This is a genomic window from Halobacteriovorax sp. RT-1-1 (assembly GCF_047085455.1).
Taxonomy (GTDB): Bacteria; Bdellovibrionota; Bacteriovoracia; order Bacteriovoracales; family Bacteriovoracaceae; genus Halobacteriovorax_A.
The window spans coordinates 475,473-495,835 of the sequence record NZ_JBKIXZ010000001.1 but is presented as its reverse complement, the minus strand read 5'-3'; the positions used below and the strand labels follow the sequence as shown (position 1 = coordinate 495,835).

23 protein-coding genes are annotated in these 20,363 nt (G+C 33.7%); 5 read left to right on the top strand and 18 right to left on the bottom strand.

The window, feature by feature from the left end; translation table 11 throughout:
• The first annotated feature begins 75 nt into the window (after positions 1 to 75).
• A complete protein-coding gene (locus ACMAWV_RS02545; RefSeq protein ID WP_103218781.1) occupies positions 76 to 678 on the top strand; it encodes a radical SAM protein in 603 nt (200 codons plus the stop codon).
• Here ACMAWV_RS02545 and ACMAWV_RS02540 read toward each other — a convergent pair.
• Both ACMAWV_RS02540 and ACMAWV_RS02535 read right to left on the bottom strand, forming a co-directional pair.
• Positions 675 to 1,865 carry a nucleotide sugar dehydrogenase gene (locus ACMAWV_RS02540; protein WP_412470004.1) on the bottom strand — a complete coding sequence of 397 codons (1,191 nt, stop codon included), beginning with the start codon at positions 1,863 to 1,865 and terminating at the stop codon, positions 675 to 677. The two genes, ACMAWV_RS02545 and ACMAWV_RS02540, sit on opposite strands and share 4 nt — an antisense overlap.
• Positions 1,866 to 1,869: 4 nt before the next feature.
• The gene (locus ACMAWV_RS02535; protein WP_412470005.1) at positions 1,870 to 3,423 is read right to left on the bottom strand and encodes a tail fiber domain-containing protein; all 1,554 of its coding nucleotides are present in this window, start codon (positions 3,421 to 3,423) and stop codon (positions 1,870 to 1,872) included.
• Positions 3,424 to 3,540: 117 nt separating this feature from the next.
• Here ACMAWV_RS02535 and ACMAWV_RS02530 point away from each other — a divergent pair, with 117 nt between their 5' ends.
• The 4 genes from ACMAWV_RS02530 to ACMAWV_RS02515 are packed head-to-tail and all read left to right on the top strand — an operon-like array spanning position 3,541 to position 6,622.
• A complete protein-coding gene (locus tag ACMAWV_RS02530) occupies positions 3,541 to 4,500 on the top strand; it encodes an NAD-dependent epimerase/dehydratase family protein (RefSeq protein WP_412470006.1) in 960 nt (319 codons plus the stop codon).
• 19 nt (positions 4,501 to 4,519) lie between these two features.
• Positions 4,520 to 5,062 carry a polysaccharide deacetylase family protein gene (locus ACMAWV_RS02525; protein WP_412475809.1) on the top strand — a complete coding sequence of 181 codons (543 nt, stop codon included), beginning with the start codon at positions 4,520 to 4,522 and terminating at the stop codon, positions 5,060 to 5,062.
• Positions 5,052 to 5,963 (top strand): radical SAM protein, encoded by a 912-nt coding sequence (locus ACMAWV_RS02520; protein ID WP_412470007.1) that lies wholly within the window; start codon positions 5,052 to 5,054, stop codon positions 5,961 to 5,963. The genes ACMAWV_RS02525 and ACMAWV_RS02520 overlap by 11 nt, the downstream gene beginning before the upstream one ends.
• On the top strand, positions 5,960 to 6,622 hold the full coding sequence (locus ACMAWV_RS02515; RefSeq protein WP_412463060.1) for a PIG-L deacetylase family protein: 663 nt from the start codon (positions 5,960 to 5,962) through the stop codon (positions 6,620 to 6,622). Before ACMAWV_RS02520 ends, ACMAWV_RS02515 begins: the two co-directional genes overlap by 4 nt.
• On the opposite strand, the gene ACMAWV_RS02510 is transcribed toward ACMAWV_RS02515, so the two are convergent.
• From ACMAWV_RS02510 to ACMAWV_RS02435, 16 genes are all read right to left on the bottom strand, one after another.
• Positions 6,615 to 7,688, bottom strand: a complete 1,074-nt coding sequence (locus tag ACMAWV_RS02510; protein WP_392990565.1) for a DegT/DnrJ/EryC1/StrS family aminotransferase — start codon at positions 7,686 to 7,688, stop codon at positions 6,615 to 6,617. The two genes, ACMAWV_RS02515 and ACMAWV_RS02510, sit on opposite strands and share 8 nt — an antisense overlap.
• Positions 7,688 to 8,365, bottom strand: coding sequence for a hypothetical protein (locus ACMAWV_RS02505; protein WP_103218774.1), 678 nt, complete (start codon positions 8,363 to 8,365; stop codon positions 7,688 to 7,690). The genes ACMAWV_RS02510 and ACMAWV_RS02505 overlap by 1 nt, the downstream gene beginning before the upstream one ends.
• Entirely contained in the window at positions 8,366 to 9,205 is an 840-nt protein-coding gene (locus tag ACMAWV_RS02500; protein WP_103218773.1) for a hypothetical protein, read from the bottom strand.
• Positions 9,206 to 9,210: 5 nt separating this feature from the next.
• Positions 9,211 to 10,305, bottom strand: coding sequence for a hypothetical protein (locus ACMAWV_RS02495; protein WP_103218772.1), 1,095 nt, complete (start codon positions 10,303 to 10,305; stop codon positions 9,211 to 9,213).
• Positions 10,302 to 11,207, bottom strand: a complete 906-nt coding sequence (locus ACMAWV_RS02490) for a radical SAM protein (protein WP_412470009.1) — start codon at positions 11,205 to 11,207, stop codon at positions 10,302 to 10,304. The genes ACMAWV_RS02495 and ACMAWV_RS02490 overlap by 4 nt, the downstream gene beginning before the upstream one ends.
• Positions 11,207 to 12,136 carry a radical SAM protein gene (locus ACMAWV_RS02485; protein ID WP_392990557.1) on the bottom strand — a complete coding sequence of 310 codons (930 nt, stop codon included), beginning with the start codon at positions 12,134 to 12,136 and terminating at the stop codon, positions 11,207 to 11,209. The genes ACMAWV_RS02490 and ACMAWV_RS02485 overlap by 1 nt, the downstream gene beginning before the upstream one ends.
• Complete coding sequence (locus ACMAWV_RS02480; protein WP_412463064.1) at positions 12,126 to 13,064, bottom strand: radical SAM protein; 939 nt, start codon at positions 13,062 to 13,064, stop codon at positions 12,126 to 12,128. Before ACMAWV_RS02480 ends, ACMAWV_RS02485 begins: the two co-directional genes overlap by 11 nt.
• Entirely contained in the window at positions 13,064 to 14,005 is a 942-nt protein-coding gene (locus tag ACMAWV_RS02475) for a radical SAM protein (RefSeq protein WP_412470010.1), read from the bottom strand. The genes ACMAWV_RS02480 and ACMAWV_RS02475 overlap by 1 nt, the downstream gene beginning before the upstream one ends.
• Before the next feature lie 7 nt (positions 14,006 to 14,012).
• Positions 14,013 to 15,044 carry a radical SAM protein gene (locus ACMAWV_RS02470; RefSeq protein ID WP_412470011.1) on the bottom strand — a complete coding sequence of 344 codons (1,032 nt, stop codon included), beginning with the start codon at positions 15,042 to 15,044 and terminating at the stop codon, positions 14,013 to 14,015.
• The gene (locus tag ACMAWV_RS02465; protein WP_412470012.1) at positions 15,034 to 15,954 is read right to left on the bottom strand and encodes a hypothetical protein; all 921 of its coding nucleotides are present in this window, start codon (positions 15,952 to 15,954) and stop codon (positions 15,034 to 15,036) included. Before ACMAWV_RS02465 ends, ACMAWV_RS02470 begins: the two co-directional genes overlap by 11 nt.
• Position 15,955: 1 nt before the next feature.
• Positions 15,956 to 16,645, bottom strand: coding sequence for a hypothetical protein (locus ACMAWV_RS02460; RefSeq protein WP_103218765.1), 690 nt, complete (start codon positions 16,643 to 16,645; stop codon positions 15,956 to 15,958).
• Positions 16,646 to 16,742: 97 nt separating this feature from the next.
• Positions 16,743 to 17,351 carry a hypothetical protein gene (locus tag ACMAWV_RS02455; RefSeq protein WP_103218764.1) on the bottom strand — a complete coding sequence of 203 codons (609 nt, stop codon included), beginning with the start codon at positions 17,349 to 17,351 and terminating at the stop codon, positions 16,743 to 16,745.
• A gap of 18 nt (positions 17,352 to 17,369) precedes the next feature.
• Positions 17,370 to 17,933, bottom strand: coding sequence for a hypothetical protein (locus ACMAWV_RS02450; RefSeq protein ID WP_103218763.1), 564 nt, complete (start codon positions 17,931 to 17,933; stop codon positions 17,370 to 17,372).
• Positions 17,923 to 19,143, bottom strand: a complete 1,221-nt coding sequence (locus ACMAWV_RS02445) for a radical SAM protein (RefSeq protein ID WP_103218762.1) — start codon at positions 19,141 to 19,143, stop codon at positions 17,923 to 17,925. The genes ACMAWV_RS02450 and ACMAWV_RS02445 overlap by 11 nt, the downstream gene beginning before the upstream one ends.
• On the bottom strand, positions 19,143 to 19,358 hold the full coding sequence (locus tag ACMAWV_RS02440) for a hypothetical protein (protein WP_103218761.1): 216 nt from the start codon (positions 19,356 to 19,358) through the stop codon (positions 19,143 to 19,145). The genes ACMAWV_RS02445 and ACMAWV_RS02440 overlap by 1 nt, the downstream gene beginning before the upstream one ends.
• Positions 19,348 to 20,352, bottom strand: coding sequence for a radical SAM protein (locus ACMAWV_RS02435; protein ID WP_103218760.1), 1,005 nt, complete (start codon positions 20,350 to 20,352; stop codon positions 19,348 to 19,350). Before ACMAWV_RS02435 ends, ACMAWV_RS02440 begins: the two co-directional genes overlap by 11 nt.
• Between the last annotated feature and the right edge of the window lie 11 nt (positions 20,353 to 20,363).

Sequence of the window (20,363 nt, the reverse complement as noted above, 5' to 3'; positions counted from 1 at the left end):
GGCTCACTTAAGTATTTAAAATCTTTAGAGAAAATAAAGCTTTTTTACAATTTTGGACCATGTTACAATTAACATATGACAGCAAAGCGTGATGAATTCACTATCATTACTACATTCAACTGCAATTGGGATTGTACTTACTGCATTATTGATACTCATGAGCGCAATAAAAAGAATCCAATTAGCAAGGAGATGCTGCTCGACAAAGTTTACTCTGTTACAGAAGGTGCACAAGTAAGCTTAAGCGGGGGTGAGCCAGGCCTTATCGATCCCAAAACAATGGAAAAGGTTTTTGATCATTTAGTAAAACTGAATTGTACTATTGATGTTTTTACAAATGGTCTTTTTATCAAAAGATACGGTGATAAGTATTTAAAACATATTGATGAAGTCCTTTATCACTGTGTTGAGTATCTAGATCACGAAATCGAATTTCCTGACTTAGATGAAGAACAAGTCACCTACGTAATTATTGTAACAAATGATAATCATCATCAAGTTGATGACTTCCTTGATCGCTACCCTCATATTTCATTCAAACTGGCTTGTAACTCGAAACATGGCCAAACCCTGAACCGTGGTGATGCCTTTAAGCTATTTATGAGAAATAAGCATAGAATTAGCGAAGATAGTTTTGAAACTCTCTTCCGCTATCACTGTGATTGTAACCTTATCTAATAATAGACCTTGATCGAACTACTTAACTCGTCTCTTAGAACTTGAGCAAAGTCTAAAATAGCACCGCTTTGATTAACAAGATTTAACCAATCATTCGCAGTCATTTCGACAAATTCATTATGAGCAACGAGTGTTAGAACAAAATCAAAGCCGCTGTTTTTATCTTTTTTATGATCACGATAAGGATCATAAGCTTCGACAACTCGATCACTTATATTCTTGAGTTCTTCATAGACTTGCATCGCTCTAGAGTCTCTAAAGTCATTACAATTCTTTTTATACGTAAGACCTAGTACGAGAATTTTATCATTATTCTTAGTTAAGGAAATAACCCTACTTACAATAGACTCAACCATAGAATCATTTATACGGCGCGAGTGAAGTATTATAGAATCTGAAGAGTTATCTAGGAACTTAGAAAGGTAGTGCGGATCAACACTAATACAGTGTCCACCGACAAGGCCCTTATTAACATTTGGGAAATTCCACTTTGTTCGTGCAAGCCTTAGGGCCTCATTGAAATCGATACCTTTGCTTATTGCACCAAGATAGAATTCATTCATCATGGCGATATTGATATCTCTAGACGTATTTTCTAGAAGCTTAGCAAATTCACTTGCAATGATGTCATAGCTTCTCTCAACTTGCTTAAATATCTTATTATAAATTCCAACAAGTTCTTCAAGCTTCTCACTAGACTCACAGGCTACAACCTTAACAATGTCTTCAAACGCTACAGTATTATCACTGGGACTAATTCTTTCAGGAGAAAAAGCAAAGTTCACATCATCCCTACCAAGATACTCTTTAAGCGCGTTTGTAGTACCAGGAACGACAGTTGATTCGATAACTATCGTATCTCCAGGGTTCAGGTAATCTCTAAGCCCCTCTATGGCCTTAATAACAAGATCCTGGTTTGGTTGTTGATTAGAGTCTATAGGAGTAGGAACCGTAATTAGATAGAAATCAACGGCCTTTAAAGCAGATACATCAGAGCTGAAATTACAGCCACATTCAAGAATGTCATTTTTAGAGAACTGATTAGACGGATCGACACCTTCCTTTAGAAGGTTGATCTTTTCTTCATCAATATCATATGCAATTGTTTCAAAGAATTGTGGGAATCTAACAGCTAAGTTGATTCCCACATATCCGACACCGATAATGGCGATTTTTGTCTTATTCATTTTTTTATTCTAAAGGTGCTATAGGAATAGAGCAAACCTCTTCATACTTATGTGCATCTTCACCATTACAAAGAGCATTCATTAGTAGATTTACTCTAAACTTGAGTTCATCGTTTTCACGCTTAAGCTCTTTAATGGCGGCAGTGTTTACTGCTGGCATTTTTGTATATTGTACATTCAGTAAACCAGTTTCAGGATCTCTCTCAACAACTTCAGGAAATACCTTTTCTAAATCTTGTGCGATATAACCAATATCTTTTCTTCCAGTATCCTTCCACACAAATGAAACACCTTTTACTCTTTCAAGTTTATCTAGTACCCCATCTAATACTGCTACATCATCTTTAACACTTTCGTCTGAAAGGAAGTTAATGTACGAACCGTCATATAAATTAATAACTCTAGTAGTGGTAATTGTCGAACTTGGATCACCTATATTCAAATTACCATATAAATTCAAATGCGCTACTTCTTGTGATTTACCAATTGTCACACTTGGTCCATATGGATTTAAATGTAAGCCTCCAGTTGATGTACCATTTGACACCTGAATCTCATTTTCATCAAAAGCCATAAAAGTTGAACCTGCTCCCATAACTTTAAGAGGCGCATTCGCAGGTGCTGTTGTTCCATTACTAATCTCTGAAGATCCTGCACCACCACCAACTTGGACACGGCCAAATGGGTTTAATTCAAGTGGACCACCATTCGTTTGTATAGAACTATCATCAACAGATAAGTATCGACTTGCACTTCCTAGTTTTACTCGTAAAGGAGCATTGGCGGCACCAGCATCACCAATTGCAGCAGAATCACTACTACCAATAGTTACAGCATTAGTAATTGAAGTATCTGGCGTAGTTTTAAGAGTTGTTAGCTTAACGTCTTTACAACCACCATCGACTCCATCAATTGTTCCACCTAGATTTCGACAAGCACTATCAAGGAACTCATCCGCTGTACTATAACAAGACTGTATTTGTCCTGCAGCATTTACAACGACCATCATGCTGATTCGCTTTGTAATATCGATACTACCAACAGAACTCTTCTTAATAACATCATCACTTGTTCCAACTGTTCCCTTTCTAAATGTGATGAGTAGTTGTGCTTCTAACTTTGTAAAAGGGACTGCTCCAACTGTATAATTTTGAAGAGAACCATAAGTACCTGTCTTAGGATCAAAGTATCTTCTTACCTGCATTGAATTAACGTTTACAGTATCTGGACCTGCACCTAATTCCTTACCTATTGTATAGATATTATCGTCATTTGCATCTTTAATCGCTGGTACATTTTGAGTAGTTGAATAATTAGGAGCATTACCGATATCTATTCCTTGTAACGTATTCTTACAGGCATCTCCATTAGATAAAATCCCCGTAATTCTTTGTGTTTCTTGCTGAACATTAAAGACTTGAGATGCACGCTTAGAAGTTCTGTTAATATTACTCATCATATTAACAACCGCAAGCGATAGTACACCGATAAGACCGGCCGCAACCATTACTTCAGCGAGAGTAAAACCAAATTGATTTGAGTTATTTTTCTTCTTCATTGAGACACCCCAGAAACATGCAATATGCTATAATTATAAGTGTAATTAAAATTTGATGCATTATTATTAACTAAATAATTTTACCAATAGATAAAATTACTGCAAGTGGCTGAATTTATGACCAGACGTAAAATGATAGTAAGTGGTGGCCTTGGCTTCCTTGGTAGCGAAATCGCCAAGAATTTCTTTCAAGAATTCGACATCACGATAATCGACAATTTATCGACAAACGTCCTTACAATAGACGATTTAGCACGTATATGTGGTGAAATCTCGTACAAAAATATGGACTTGGCCAATATGTCTGAAGAGGATAAAATCTGGCTTAATACTGAACTAAAAGACACCACAATTTTTTGTCACTTTGCTGCCGCTGTAGGAGTAAAAAAAATTGATCAATCACCCAGAGATGCAATCATTAATGAGAACAAGATAAATCACGATCTACTACCACTTTTGGCCAAATTCAAAACAAGGTTGATCTTTGCATCAAGTTCTGAGGTTTACGGTAACCAAGAGGATTGTAAAGAAGAGCAAAATCTACAAATAGGCTCTCCCGATACACTTAGATGGGGATATGCCTGCAACAAGCTTATGACAGAGTTCTTAATCAAGAGTCACGAAATTCCACATATTATTTTAAGACTATTTAATGTAACAGGACCAGGACAATCACCTGAGTATGGCATGGTTATTCCTAAAATGGTTAGGGATGCTAAAAGAGATGGAAGAATACAAATATTTGGAGACGGAAAACAAACGAGGGCGTTTTGCCACGTTAAGGACCTTATCAGCGCAATGAAATATCTTATCAACGAAGATCGATTTGATAATCAGACAATTAATATTGGAAATGATAAAAATCGAGTCACGATCGAAGAATTAGCAACTCAAATCAAGTTAACATTAGATAAAAGTATAAAAATAGAAAAGATACCTTTTAACCATGAGTATAGTAAGAATTCAAAAGATATTTTGAAGAGATCTCCAAATATTGAAAAACTAAAAAGCTTCTATACTCCTAAAGTTACACTTCAAGAAATAATTAAAGACATAGTGCAAGGTTATGATGAATAAATTGGATAAACCTATATTAATGATTCATGAAGTATATGAATGGATGCTTAATTTGGATCTTTCAGAATATATCATTACATTTGATGATGGTCTTTATTCTCAGTACAAATACTTAGAGCATTTCTTAAAATTTGACACACCAAAAATCTTTTTTATTTCTACAAATATAATTTCTCCAGAAGACGAAATTCAAAATAAAGAGACAATTCCATGTGCAAGGGCACATGAGCTTTTCTTTAAGAATAAAGTAACAAATAATTATATGAAATGGAGCCAAATTAAAGAAATAGCAAATACAGCAAATTGCTATATAGGTGGCCACTCTCATAAACATAAAGATCTAAGAAAAAATATAAGTTTAAAAGAACTACATAGTCACTTAAAAAATGATACCGACACGATGATAAGTGAATTCGAGAAGAAAGGAATTCAAATCAAAGACTTTTGTTTTCCATATAATTACGAAGCGCCATTATATAAAGAAGTCTTAAAACAAAAAGGTATTACTAATATATATGGGAGCGGACGAATCGCAATTGAGGAACTCAAAAATGCAATATAACAATCAAGACATTATTGCTATTGGAGAAGGATCCCCTCTAAACATAAATTGGGAGATGGTATCTCATTGTCAATTTGACTGTAGTTATTGCTATTACAGACCTTTTACAAGTGACACTAATTATACAACATTAAGTAAAATCGTTTTAAAGAAACTCAAGGCAATAGAAGAAGACTTCATCATTAATTTAATTGGTGGTGAACCCACTCTACACCCAAATTTCCTAGAAATAATTGAAGAATTAATTAAGATTGAAAAATTAAGAGAAATTAGAATAGTTACAAATTTTGTAAAACCTGAGAATTTTTGGTCTAAAATACCTAAGAATAACAAAATCAAAATCACTGCAAGTTTTCACCCTGAATACCCAAACAAAGATTTTGTAAAAAAAGCGGATATTCTATCTGGCCAGTATAAAATTGATATTGCCTTTCTATTCACTAATAAAATAGATGAGTATAATCAATATAAGAATATATTTGATGATTTATACCGACTAGCTTCAAATAAAAAATTAACTTTAAATTGCATAAGACTACACAATGAGACACAACAACAAGTTTCATATGAAGCATATCAAGAAGTAATCGAATCCTTTATAAAAGAATGTGAAGCTAAAATAACTCTACTAGAAAATAAAGAAACAACCTTAATAAAATTAAAAAACTCGATTCACCACCTTTCTAAATCAGATTTTTTAAATCATGGCTATAATAGGCTTAAAGGTTGGAGGTGTGACATTAGGGCATTTATCATTCATTATGATGCTCAAGTATCCTATGCTTGTAAAAACACGAAAAAACACATTCTAACTTGTGACTTTAAAACGACAGCAATCACATGCCCTTTTGAAGTCTGCCAGTGTGATGATTATTGGAGTTTTGAAAAGGTAGCGCCATGAAAAACAAAGTATTAGTAGTAGTTGCCCATGCAGATGATGAAGTACTAGGTTGTGGAGCAACAATTAATAAACATATTAATTGTGGTGATGAAGTATTCATACTAGTCCTAACGGACAGTACTTCTGCACAAGGGAAAGATGTAGAAAACCGTCATCAAGAATTCCTAAAGGCCATGAATATCCTGGGAGTAGAAAAATTTAAAAAGTTAGATTTTAAAGACAATCGCCTAGATGGCCATGAGCTCATCGACATAATACAGAAGATAGAATCTGTTAAAAAAGAATTTTGTCCCAATATTGTCTACACACACTCATCTAATGATTTGAATATTGATCATCAAATCACCAATAAAGCAGTATTAACTGCTTTTAGAGCACTACCAGAGAATTTAACCACCCATATTTTTTCTTTTGATATACCTTCAAGTATTGAATTTCAATCTTCGCAATATCAACAAACAAGAAAAAACTATTTTAATTCAATAGATAGTGAGGACTTGAAAATAAAGATTAAGGCCATGTGCGCTTACGAAAGTGAATTGCATGCCTTCCCTCATCCTCGTTCGATTGAAAATTTAGAAATTCTCGCAAAAACAGAAGGCACAAAGTGCGGGAAATTATTAGCTGAGTCCTTCTACATTGAGCGTATTATTAATTAGAATAAAATTTAGCTATAAGCTCCACGATGTAACTTATTTCATTATCTTCGAGAGTTTCGTAAAAAGGTAAGCTTAAAGATGTAGAGTAATAGCTTTCAGCACCTGAAAACACTAACTCATCTTTTTTCCAATATGAATGTAAATGAAGAGGTTTAAAGTGTATAGATGTTTGGACTCCATTATCAGCCAAATGAATTTGAAGCTCTTTTCTATTTTCAGCATGTATGACAAAAAGAGAGGAAATAATATTTTCACTATGATATAAACAAGAGATTTGTGGAATATCCTTCAGAAGATTCTGATATCGAACAACTCTTGATTGTCGACGTTTTATTTTTTCATCAAGTGCATATATCTGATCTTTCAAAATAACTGCACTAAGATCAGTCATATTTGCTTTTCGGCCAAGACATTCAATATCATATTCTATCGGAGAAATACGCTTAATTCCATGCAAGCGAACCTTACGTAAATCTTCTAATTTACTCTCATCAGATAGAACAAAACCACCTCCATCAGGCGATGATAGTATTTTATTAGGATAAAAACTAAAGAATGCTGCATCAACAAAATGATCGAAACAATCTTTATAAATAAGTTGAGCTAAATCTTCAATAATATCAAATCCATAGCTTTGTTTTAATTCTTTAAGCTTCTCTCTGTCATAAAGATGCCCACCAATTGATACGGGAATAACACAATCAACTTTATGAGAATTTAATATCAATTTTAGAGACGCTATATCAATCATTCCTGTTTTTACATCTACATCACAGAAAATAACCTTATGCCCTAATCTACGAGGTACTTCTGCAGTAGCTGCGAATGTATTCACTGGAACAACGATATTGACCTTTGAATCAGGATAAAATGTATCTATTAAAATTTCAAAGGCTGAAGTAGCGCTACTTGTACAAGTAAAATTGGGAAAATTAAATGTTTCAGCTAATATATTCTCAACCTCGCTAACTTCACGTCCACCAGTCCAGTGACCTGATTCAATCACCCTTTTAATTTCCATTGGTAATGAGCTACTAGAATATGGACGAAAAAGAGGTATTTTCATTATTTATATAGAATTTTCTCTTGGGCTTCATACACAGGGTACTCTCGCGACAAGATATCCTTTAAGTCGTAGAATGGATTGAGATTTTTTTCAAAATAAAATATTGTATTTATATTATAATCGCAGATATACATAAAAATTGGTCGACGTTTTTGAATTTCAACATATTTTAGATCGACAATTTTAATTTCACCGCTGTCTAAATGCTTATACACTTTAGAATAGAGTTGATTATAGAAAGGGAAAAGCACATTTCGATCACTTCCCCATAAATTTCTTGTTAAGGTTACAACTGTTTCACAATCGCTTTTTTTAAGATCATCCATCTTGAACCAACCATCTTCTTCGCGATAATATTCAAAAACAAGAAAACTCTCAGATTCTTCTAGAAGCGTAGGTAGAATTGTTTTTTTATTCATTACTTTACGATATTTATTCAAGAGATCATCAAAAGTAAAATTCAGTTTACGATCGATATCTGGAGCATCAGTAACAAGATACTTAAGCGCCGGCTTAAAAACATATTTACGATTACCTACAGGTATAAAATAAAAGCTTTTACTCTTACCAAATCCTGTACCGACTGGTACATCGATATCAAATTCCTCTTTTAGCTTTTTTTGAGCTGCATAAAGAAATTCAATCTTTTTTTCTCGCATGATATGTTCAATATCCATCTAGATTTCCTTCATCCTTTTGAAGTAGGCAATACGCTCTCTAACTTTATCATACTTTGAGCTAGGATAAAGATGCTCATGCCAAAAGTAGATATTCTTCAATTTTTCTTTAGGGAAAGTAGAAATAGAAGCATATCCTTCACCTACTTGATAATACTGAATTGGAAAAACATCTAGTCGGCCTTCATTATAAGCCTTCTCTATTACATATTCTTCCAAGAAGTACTTCTCTACATTTTGACAATTTTTTTGCCAACGTTCATCACCATTAGTTTCATAAAGCTTCATAAGCTCTTCAAAGAAAAATTTATAAAATCCACTTTCGCGGCGAGAAATGATAAATCCAGTATCGAGAGGATTATCCCAATCTTCTCCGATAAAACGTTGGTCTTTCTTAGAAATATCATCGTACTGCCCTACAACAATCTTATTTTCATTGTAAACGACATCAAATAAATTTTGATCAATTGGTTTAATTAAATTCATATCGAGATCAATATGAATTAGAATATCTTCCTCTAATTCCTGTTCAAGAAGCATTCCACAAAAAGGAACATTCACAAAACCTGATTCAAAATGCTTTGTTTCTTCGTGATACTTTTCTATATAGGTAACATCTAGTTCCTTGAATTTCTCTTTAGTCTTTTGCGAAACAGTATTGTGAGTTGGGCAATAAGTATATATTGGAATATCCTTCAATTCACCAGCGTTAGTTCGCCAATTCTCAAAACAAAGAATCGCCTCATCTTCATAATGTCTTTGATTTTCAAAAGTAATCCCCTTCTCATCGTTAGTACTTTGGCCATTACTTTCAATCATTGTTATAAGTGCAATCTTCATATGTACTACTTTGTATAATCGATATATTCATCGTCTCTATTTATATCCAGGGTAGAGCAATGTATACCACCACCAAATATTTCACAATTCTCTAATCTAACAGGATGAGGTTTAAAACCATGCTTATCTAAAAGTTCAATGACATTTACAGCACTTTCACTTACTAAAACATTTTCTTCATCAACACTTACTATATTGATATCCATCCCACGTGTACTTGCAAGTTGAATATCGATATCCGTTTTACCGGATTCAATAACTGGCTCTGCCTTATAGTCATCAGGAAATAAACAATCCCAATTTTTAAATTTATCAGGCAAGAAATCTTTTATATTTCGATACTTAGGATTTACTAAAAATGTACCAGGCTTAAGGCAAACGAGAACACCATCAATATGATTATCCGCTACATTAACAATATGGAAATCACTCTCGGGAAAAAATGACTTCACCCACTCAAGTCCTAGATAGTGATTATAAGAATTAACATTCACAATGACATCTTTCCCAATACGTAGAAATTGTGCTCCATCAATGGCCATTGTATATTTAGAACGATCAAAATTTTCATAATCTCTTACTGAATCCCAAGGACTTAAATCCATAGTTTCTTCAATTAACTTATTGTGTGGTGAGCGAATCCATTTTCCACCGCGTCCCCCATCAAATAATCCGTTGTACACATTATACAAGAGGGTATTTTCAAAAAATCTATTTCTTACATAAGTTGGAGTTTCAATAATATAGTCACGATATACCAAAGATACATCACGTACATTACTGGCACTTGAAAGCTCTGTTTTATAATCAGGCGTTTTAATTGTTACGACCTGCCCCAATCGCTCAGGACGATATACTTCAATACCAAGTCTCTCAAAAGTGTTTGCCAAATCATCAAGCTGTTTGTTTCGTTTTAATAAAAGATCATGATTCACATAGTATTCTTGACCCGCATGTTCTAGCCTGTCATATACTGCATGTGTTAAATTTTCTCCGTAGAAGTGCTGGAAAGTAAAATCAGCGATACGCTTACTAATCTCAAGTTCTCGTCCAACAATTATAGAGTTTAACTTACCAAATGAGGTATTACTTTTAATCACGAAATATCCTTAATACTTTCTAAATCATCATATTCAAAATCATTCATATAAAAATCACAATTGAGTTTACACTGCGTGGTATTTCCTAGAGCTTGATAGCAGTTACAAAATTTTTTTGAAAATTTTATAAAATCAGAAAAAAACTCAAAAGTACTCTCATATGAATAGATATTTACTGGTTTTACTTCTGTACTTGCATAAATAAAAGAAACGCACGGATAACAACTTCCATCAGAGTTGATATAAATTCTTTTAAACCAGGGCACAACAGGCTTTGAATACTTCTTATCATAAAGAAAATCCATATTCCCTTTAACACTTCTCTTTCTTGGAGGCTTAATTTTTCTCGTAACTAATGTAGTATCTCTAAATAATAAATCCAGGCCAAATTTTTTATTTATTAATTCCGCAGTTTCAATTGCATACTCTTCGTTAAGTTCATGCCTAGAAAAAATTGGTTCAATATTTAAAAAGTTTTTTGTTTGTTCAATATTACTTAAAACTTTAGTAAAACTACTTCCACAACGTGTTAGTTCATGTATCTCTTGTCTTGGTCCGTCAATGGCAACCTGAAAGACCATGTTTTTATATTTTTTTAGTTTATCCACATCGAGACTGAGTAGGTTTTCCCCATTAGTTGCAATAAGGATATCTTGTGAGAAATTTTCCCCCAATGAAATGAGGATATTATTAATATCACTATGCTCTAATGGTTCACCATCATTACCACAGACAAAAACTTCTTTAGGGTTAAATTTTTTGATTATAGGCAGGACTTTTGAAAAATCGAGCTCTCTTCTATTTTTATGACCAGGATTAAGGCTTGGACAACCCTGGCACTGTAAATTACAGCTATTATTTAAACTAAGTTCTATGAATTCAACAAACTTATTATATTGCATTATAGAATCTCAAGCTCCCACATATCCATTAGTCGCTTGCAGTTCTTTTCACAAATTTGACAACATTCATATTCAAAATTCTGTATCTTTTTATAATCAAGATCCCACTTTTCTAAGCGACTTTCTTCAAGCCATACATAACATGGAAAGACTGTACCATGCTGATCAATATGAATACTTTTATTGTGAAATGAGCGACAATCGATATCATAATCTTTACTACCACTAACTTTCTCGCCCCATTTCTTCTTGGCCGAGTTTATAATGACATCATACTTTCTCTTAAGTTCAGGCGTAATGAGCATTTTATCGAGATTAAAAGGGTTCTTATATACCTCTGTTTCTCGGCGATACAGTGTTTGCGTCAAATTGATATTACTAAACTCATTTAAAAGTTCATCCATACTTCCATTTTCAAGATCTTCAGCATTGTAATCGAATAAGATATGTTGGATATAATCAATTCCATAGGGATTTGTTTCACGAAAGGCCTTCGCATTGGCCCTAATATTAGCAAGACTAGTATTAACTCGATAGATTTCGTGAAGCTCTTGTGTTGAACCACAAACTGTAAAGTAGACACTATCATCAGGACCTAATATCGTACCTAACTCGGCCCACCATTCAGGATTGTGAGTGTCACCATTTGTACATATTTCGATTGCGATATCTCTTTTTCTTAAATAACGACAAAGATCAAAAATAGAGCGATATAATGTTGGTTCAGAGAAAGCACCTACCAAATGTACATACTTTGCATTTGGAAACTGATCTAATTGATTAGTAATCTCATTCAAGTGTCTCTCATTATATTTAACTTCAATATGCTTATAGTTACGAGCACACAAAGGACACTTTGCATTACAAGTACCTGTGAGATCAATTTCAATTCTCTCACTACGAATAAGGGCATCATTACTAGCAGACAAAGTCTAACTCCATTACATCAATTAATTTTTGAATTCTTCTTTCACATTTAAAACAGTCTTTAAATTTAAAGCTTAATACTTCACCATAATCAAATACTTCTCCAGAAAAATGTCCTGGTCCCTCGTATTCAGCATGGCCATAACAAGGTGATATTTGTCCAAATTGATCAATATAAATTTTACGATCTCTAAGACTCATGCATTTTATTTCAATATCCTCACTCTCACCTGGTGATGGTTTTATATTAAATAAAGCATCAATCGCTCTTTTTCTTTCATCTTCAGGACGTATTAAATCCTTATCAAAGGATTTTACATACTCATTAAATGTTCGCTGTCCTTCAGTGTCGACATTGAAAGTTTTACTAAAGCGGGCAATTATGTTCTTCATCGCCTCACTTTCATAATCTTCACGATTATATTTGAACATAATATGCTGTATATGATCGATCCCTTCTTTATTTGTCGAAATAAATCCTTGATGATTATCCAAGATATCTTGAAGCTTACTACCTACACGATATTTTTCGTGTAGCTCTTGTGTTGAGCCACAAATAGTAAAATATATGCGATCATTTGATGATAGTATCTCTCCTAGTTCGGCCCACCATTTAGGATTATGAGTACTACCATTTGTAAATAGTTCGATAGCAACACCACGTTCGACTAAGTATCGACAAATATCTTTAACTTCAGGATGAAGTGTTGGCTCAGATATATTTCCAGCCATGTAAAAAACTTCAAGATTAGTGAAGGTATCTAATTGTTCTTTTATTTGCTCATAGCTTCGTACATTACGTTTTAATAAATGACCCGCATGTGCGTAGTTTCTTGTACACAGAGGACAGCGTAGATTACAAGTACCCGTTAGATCCATTTCAAGCTCTAGGATTTCACTACGATGTAATGTCGTCTGTTTACAGCTCATTACCCCATCCTCTCTAAACCTATATCTTCTAGCATTTTTGTCGTCATGGCTTCACACTCATAGCAGAAGTCATATTTAAATTGATTAATTTTTGAATAATCTAAATTAAATTTCTCACCAACATTATAGATACGATAGAGAAAGCATGGAAAGATTTCACCCCATTGATCAATGGCCACAAATTTTTCTTCAAGACTTTTACAACGCATCTGACATTTAATTTCACCAGATTTATTTCGTTCGTAACGTCTCTTAGCATGACGAGAAATTAGGTTATAACTTTTTGCCAAATCTGCAGTTAATGCAATGTCATTTTTTTCATCTTTAATGAAACCAAATCTTTCATTGTATGGAAGAGTATTAATATTATACTCACGACTAAAGCGAGAGCGAATCTCTTTCATCGCATCACTTTCAAAATCTTTAGCATTATATTCAAACATGATATGCTGTAGATAATCGATATCGTACTTACATCCTTCTTTAAAAGCTGCATGATTGTCTAACACTTGTTGAAGATTAGAACGAACACGATATTTTTCATGTAGTTCTTGAGTTGATCCACAAATTGTAAAGAATACGTGATCTCTAGGACTCATCATCGAACCAAGCTTTCGCCACCAATCTGTCGTATGTAGAGAAGCATTCGAATAAAGCTCGACTTCAATTTCACGACCAATTAAATATTCCATTATCGTGAAGAATTCTTTATGGAGTGTTGGCTCAGAAATCATTCCGGCCATACAGCACATCTTAATATTTGGGTATTCATCAAGTTGAGCAATAATCTCACTTGCTGGTCTTTCATTATATTTAACTAAATGCTTAGCATTTGAATAACTTCGTGAACAAAGTGGACAGTCGAGATTACATGTTCCTGTCAACTCGAGTTCTATTTCAAGAATATCTTCTTTTGCTAATGAATTTGGTAATTTTTCCATAACTTACCTACTTATAGTCACACTCTGGATAATGGCCACGACGATAATGTTGTACATCATCAATTTTATCACCATCAACAGGATAGACCTTTTGTACATTTGAAATTTTCTTTTCTACGCCATCACATACAAAGAAGTACATACAATTAAAACACTCCTTACCTTTTGTGTACGTGTGCTTTCTCTTTTGAGCGGCAACTTCGAAATATTCTTTTGTATCGAGAACCTTCTCTTCAATTTTCTCCACATCGTAAGCATAAATATTCCAGTCATTACGATCATAAATATGCTGATAAACACCAACGACATATTTCTCATACCCCTGCATAAAACAAAATGGGATATAGCGGACATTAATTTGAATACTATTGTTGAGACTATCAATGGCCTTTTTAATATATTTACTTAGATGTTCATAACTTTGTGACTCAAGTCGATCAGCATCTTCCCAATAATTAAGAGGAAGGAAGTTTAATTGATAAGGCATGATCTTATTGATTAATTCGACATATTCATTGAGTAGTTCTGCATTCTTATCAGTTACAGTACAGTTTATACGAACCCTAATGCCTATTTCTTGGCAATTTGAAATGGCCTTTAGCATTTTTCGAAAGGCACCCTTTCTTCCAACAATTGAATCATGATTTTCTTCATTAACTCCGTGAAGACTAAAAAGTAATTCCGTTAACCCATGTTCTTGCGATTTTTTACAGAATTCTATATTTGCAAACTTCGCACCATTAGTAAGTGCTGAAATATTTGTAAAACCAAGCTCATTACAATAATCCAAGATGGCAAACCAATCTCGGTGGACTGAACTTTCTCCACCACTAAGATCAATTTCTCGCATTCCACAGTTATAGATTTTTTGTGCTCTTTTTTTAATAGTTTCTAATGGAGTCACTTTATCGAGATCATCAAGATAATAGCAAAAGTAACATTCATAATTACAGAATGTTCCCGTATCGAGCTTTGCTCTTTTATTGAATTTGTCATTTATTAGCCTCAAACCTGAATGGCTAAAAATATTATAATCCAATATGTGCTCCCAAGATTTCTAGTATGGGATCTCCCTCTTTTAAGAATATCGATTCAAAGTCATTGTCGATATCCCACTTTCTCCAGTAGAGGCCTTTATCTTCATCCCAGTAGTCTATATTATAATACACAACCTCTTTTTCAAAAAATTTACATTCTGCAATCATGCGAGGACTGCAATCAAACTTACGTGGGACGGGCGTATAGATATATCTATCAAACTTTTCAAATAAGTCTGGAATTGGCATTTCCGGGAAGTCAAAACGCTCAGAAAGGCCTTCTAAACGTCCTTCAGGTCGATTTTCCCTATTAGTTAAGCATATGAAATCACCATCAAATTGCTCAAGGAGCTCCAAGTACATCTGATCCGGAATATTTCGACAATTTTTTGTGCCATACAACAAGTTACAACGATTTGATTTTGCAGGCTTTTTAAGACGATCAAAATTGATACGTTTTTTGTAATCAATAGCATTCTTACAATCACGATAAATACGGGCATCTTGTAAGATATAAACATTATCTTTATCGTTATCTTGAAGTTCTTTATCACCACAGGCGAAGTGAAATATCTTCTGTGCAAGAATATGTTTTCCCATAAGTGATTTAGCACCACCATCAGTAAAGAGAATATTATTAGCGTGTACTAAATTAGGACGATTAACAAATATTGTATCTTTTTCAAGTTGCAACAGCTCTTCATTTGAAATGATGTATTTACCAACAACAGAATCTCTAAATGTAGGCCAATCAATATCTTCACAAAGAAGAATTCCAACTCGCATATAATCTTTCAAAAAAAGATAGTAATCAATAACCTCGTATGTATGTCCACATAGGCCATGATTATTTGCACTCCAGCTATATGTTAACCAGAGATCATAATTTTCTTTATCTAATCTAAGAATCATATTAATCCAAAAAGTCTTGAATTAACTTATCTTCATCCGTTAAGTGATAAGCTTCAAATCCATTTAATAAGATATCATTATATCGCATATTTACGGAGTCTTGAATAACACTCTTAAAGATTTCGACCTTCTTCTTATAATAAAGGCTTTCGGGAACAAGACGATTATTTGTATCAACTTTACCAGATTGGTAATACAACATTGTATCAAATTTCTCGTGTAAATTTTCGTGATGCTTATTAGCGATTTTATAAATTAGTTTTCGATCCCTGTAGAGCTCTGGTATCACAACATTTGTATAGTCTAGAGATGGCGTATTAACAAAGACATAGTTATCAACTGTATTAAGATCTTTATAATTTCCAAACGAGAATTTTAAAAGTTCTTGCTCATCAAAATTTTGATATTCATAGAATCCGTAATACTTGACCTTTTTCATCCCATAACGTCGCATTTCATGGCCTTCATTTGAAAAAACCACCAGGTCACATGGAATTGTTTCTCCAAGAAGTTTAAGCGTATGAATATCAAGAATCATACAACGCTTAGGCTTTAATTTAAAAATATCATAAACACTATTAGTAACGAGAAAGTCAGAAATATATTCATCCGGAAAATGGTATCTTTCTTTGAAAACACTAATCCAGTTGATTCTTTCTTCTTGGGTGCAGTTATAGAGGACAAATTTCACATCACTGCTTCGAGCTCTTGAGAATAAGAAATACTCGAAGCAGTAAAATAATGTTCCATTTACTTTACGGTGATCTTTTTGCGAATAGAGAATAATTCTAGAAGAATGTTGAATAATAATCCTCTAAGAACTTATTTGTAAGCTCGTCGATTTTATCAGTACACTCTTCTTCGTTAACGATTTTTCTAAAGTGATCAAATTTCTTATTAAGAGCACTGATTCTTTCAATCTGATCGCGCATATTCAGGTAATCTTCTAATTTTTGAATAAGTTCTTCATTACCTGTTTCTAAGATTTCTAAATATTTTGACTCGCGGTTTTCAGCAGTAATAAAGTAGCCCTTATCGCAAAGCTCATTATTTAAACACATATAGCTATAAAAAGTATAACCACTTACAGAAGCAAGATCCTGCGTTACGACCATACGGGCCTTTTTAATTGCGGACTCTCTTGCAAAATTATAATCGTTAGCATCACCTTCGATAATTTTGATTTCATGAGGCATTACTTCATTAAATTCAATTGGCTTTGCAATTCTTACTTCATAGCCTTCTTCTAAGGCCCTTTTGATAAGAGAAGCAGATACTGCTGAAAGATTTAATAACTTCTCATGTCTTTCAATAGGATCAAGGGTATGAGGATAAACATTCGTTACATACCAGTGCGATCCACGATCCTCTACAGAAGCTACATCATATAACATCATAATTAATTCCTTTTAAATCTAATAGTGACATCCACAATTATTGTGACATGAACATACAGCATTACAATTACAATCAGAGTTACAAATACAATCTGCTCTAATTGTATTATAGTAATTCAATAATTCTTGTACATGTGATCTAACAACTTTTTGTCCATACTTATTCCATGTTCTCGCTCCCGATGAACCACCAGCAGTAGGATCATCCGCGGTACGAGGTCTATTATCGGCCGGAGAAACACCTGTTGGTGCTGGCGTATAACTTACAGTTGAATCATTATTAGGAGAAAGGTCATTAATCTCGTTATTCATTGATGCTGATGCGGCATTTGTAATTCTAACACCAACACCAAGTGACGCCGAAGGAGTTCCTGGATTATAAAAAGGGTGTACACGATATCGTGCTAACTCCGCAGCTATATTATTTCTTAAGTTAGTTATATGACTACTTAAAACTTTATTACCCGTCGCAACTCCAGTACTTAGGGTTACACCTCTATTTGACGTACAAACACCTCGGTGCCCTGAACAAGTAGCTGTTCCTGTATTGTGAAAGGTACAGTGTCCACCACTACATGCCATTTGTGACCTCCTTTTCAATATACTCTTCTGTAGTCATTACACCAACAGAGTATATATGCTTCTGTACAGCTCGATCAATCTCACCAAAAGTTTTAAAGAAACCACATAATTCGTTAACCCAATTATCAGTCCATTTTTCAAAAAAGTCTGTTTTTTCACTCTTCTCGTGACTTGCCACAGGACAAATCATACAAGTAGTTGCAACACAATCCTGACAATCTTTGTGAATCTTCTTAAGTGGTTCTTCAAATTTTTGCGTATATGCACTTATTTTTTCAACAAATGCATCATCATTGATATCGCTATAAGCTAACTCTTCCTTATGTTTTGAATAAATCGCTCCGTGACAAGCATAGAGATTTCCACGTTGATCAATAGCGGCCATATTATAACCTGCAGAACAATGCTTGCGGTTATCTTCACCACCAAACCAAGAACATAGGTAGCGACCATTTTCTTTATAGAACTCGATTTCTCTTTTTGCTATTTTTAAAAACTCTGCCCTAAAAACCTTGATGGCATCTTTTTTCTCATCAAGAGAAAATTTTGTAATATAGTCAATCGTTGGAGAATAACTAATATTAATATCTTTTGATACCTTCCAAAGAAGCTTTTGAATGTCATGATAATCTTCCCAACATGAATAAAGATTCTCCATACTATCAATAGGAAGAGTTGCCTTCATACTTACATTAATCCCAAGATTAGCAAGCTCATAAAGGTTATTAATAACATGATTACTCGAAGGCTTTTTATTCTTCATTAAACGATAGCTGTCATTAACGGCACGGCCATCATAGGAAACCTGTACATGAAGTTTGCTTGTATCTACATTTTCAATAATCTTTCTCATATTGTGAATATTGAAAGCATTAGTATAAAGGTGAAAGTCAACATTATCGTGGTCACGATAATTGTTCATCAACTCAATAATGAAATTAGGGTTAAGAGTTGGCTCTCCACCCCAAAGAGATATGTTTAAACCATCATATTTTTCTTGGAACCAATTTTTATCCGCAAGGATACTATCAATTCTTTTAAAGATAACAGGAAGCTCATTATCAAGACGAGCCTTATCGACTTTTTCACCTTCGAAACAATAAGTACAATTTAAGTCACAAAGTGCCGACGTTGTAATTTCTAAAGTAAAGAAATTCTTTGCATATCTTTTTTTAGCTTTTGCTGGATTTTCAAAATTATAAGCGACCATTATTCTATCTCCACGTTAAGGATTTCATCTAGAATTCCGTCCAACTTTTCATCTGATACTTTCTCAACTTCTGGCTTTATCATTGAAAGAATTTCATCTGCTTCGAGCATTAGCCTTTCACCATATTCTGGTGAAATTGGCATCAAATGTTTACCCGCTTCAAATAAATGTTCAGCCGCCAAAAACATACTGCGATTTAGAGCTTTAAGATTCATACACTTCTCTTTTCAAGATTCTAGTAAAATATTCATTAGACCTAATTTCAGAAATCATGCGTTGTATTTCCTTATAAAAATGGCGATACATTATGCAAATATTTTCAATAGGTCCTTCGTTCTTAATGTTCTCATATAAACAACCTTTTCTACAGAATTTTTTTACACTACAGCTCTCACAAGCGGCCATATTCTTATATTCTGGGATTTTTAAATAAAGGTCGTCATCTTTGAAGCGATTACAGGCAATTAGCTTATCTTCTGAAAAAGATAAATGAGTGTCTCCTGCTCCGCAATAATCAATCGTTATATCTTTGGCCGTATAGCGAAGAATGTGTCTTAAGTAAGTGAGAATTATTTGTGGCATCTCGACATCATCAACATTTTCAATATACCAATCAACAAGCTCACTAAATCCTTTGTTTACATCATTTGCACTCTCATAGGTCCAAACATCAACATCTCTAATGAGAGTAAGATCAGGATTTAGATTTAAAACTTTTTTGATAAAGAGATGATTCTCAAGAAGATTACTATTTCCTGCATAAATCATGGTGTGACAGCTTAAATCATTAAGTTGTTTAATAAGCGGAAGCTTCTTTTCATATAAGTAACTTGTTGCGCGATTATCATGCTGTTTACGATTGATATCTTGCCATAGTCCATCATATGAAAGAGAAACTCGAATGTTATTTTCATTTAAAAAATCGACTTTCTCTTGATCTAATAGCAGACCGTTCGTTGGCATATAGAATTGAATATTATCTTCATTTTTTAATTCTTCAGTTACTCGAACAATCTTATCCCAATGAAGAAGAGGTTCGCCACCGTAGAAATCAACCTGAATTAACTCATCAGGATTTTCAGCGCGAACCTTCTTATATGATTCAAAAAATAAATCTGTATTGATTGATTTCTTGGAAAGCTTATCAACATTGCAGTAACTACAACTTAAGTTACAAGCTTCCGAAAAAGCAATTGATAAGACTATCATAGTAGACCTTT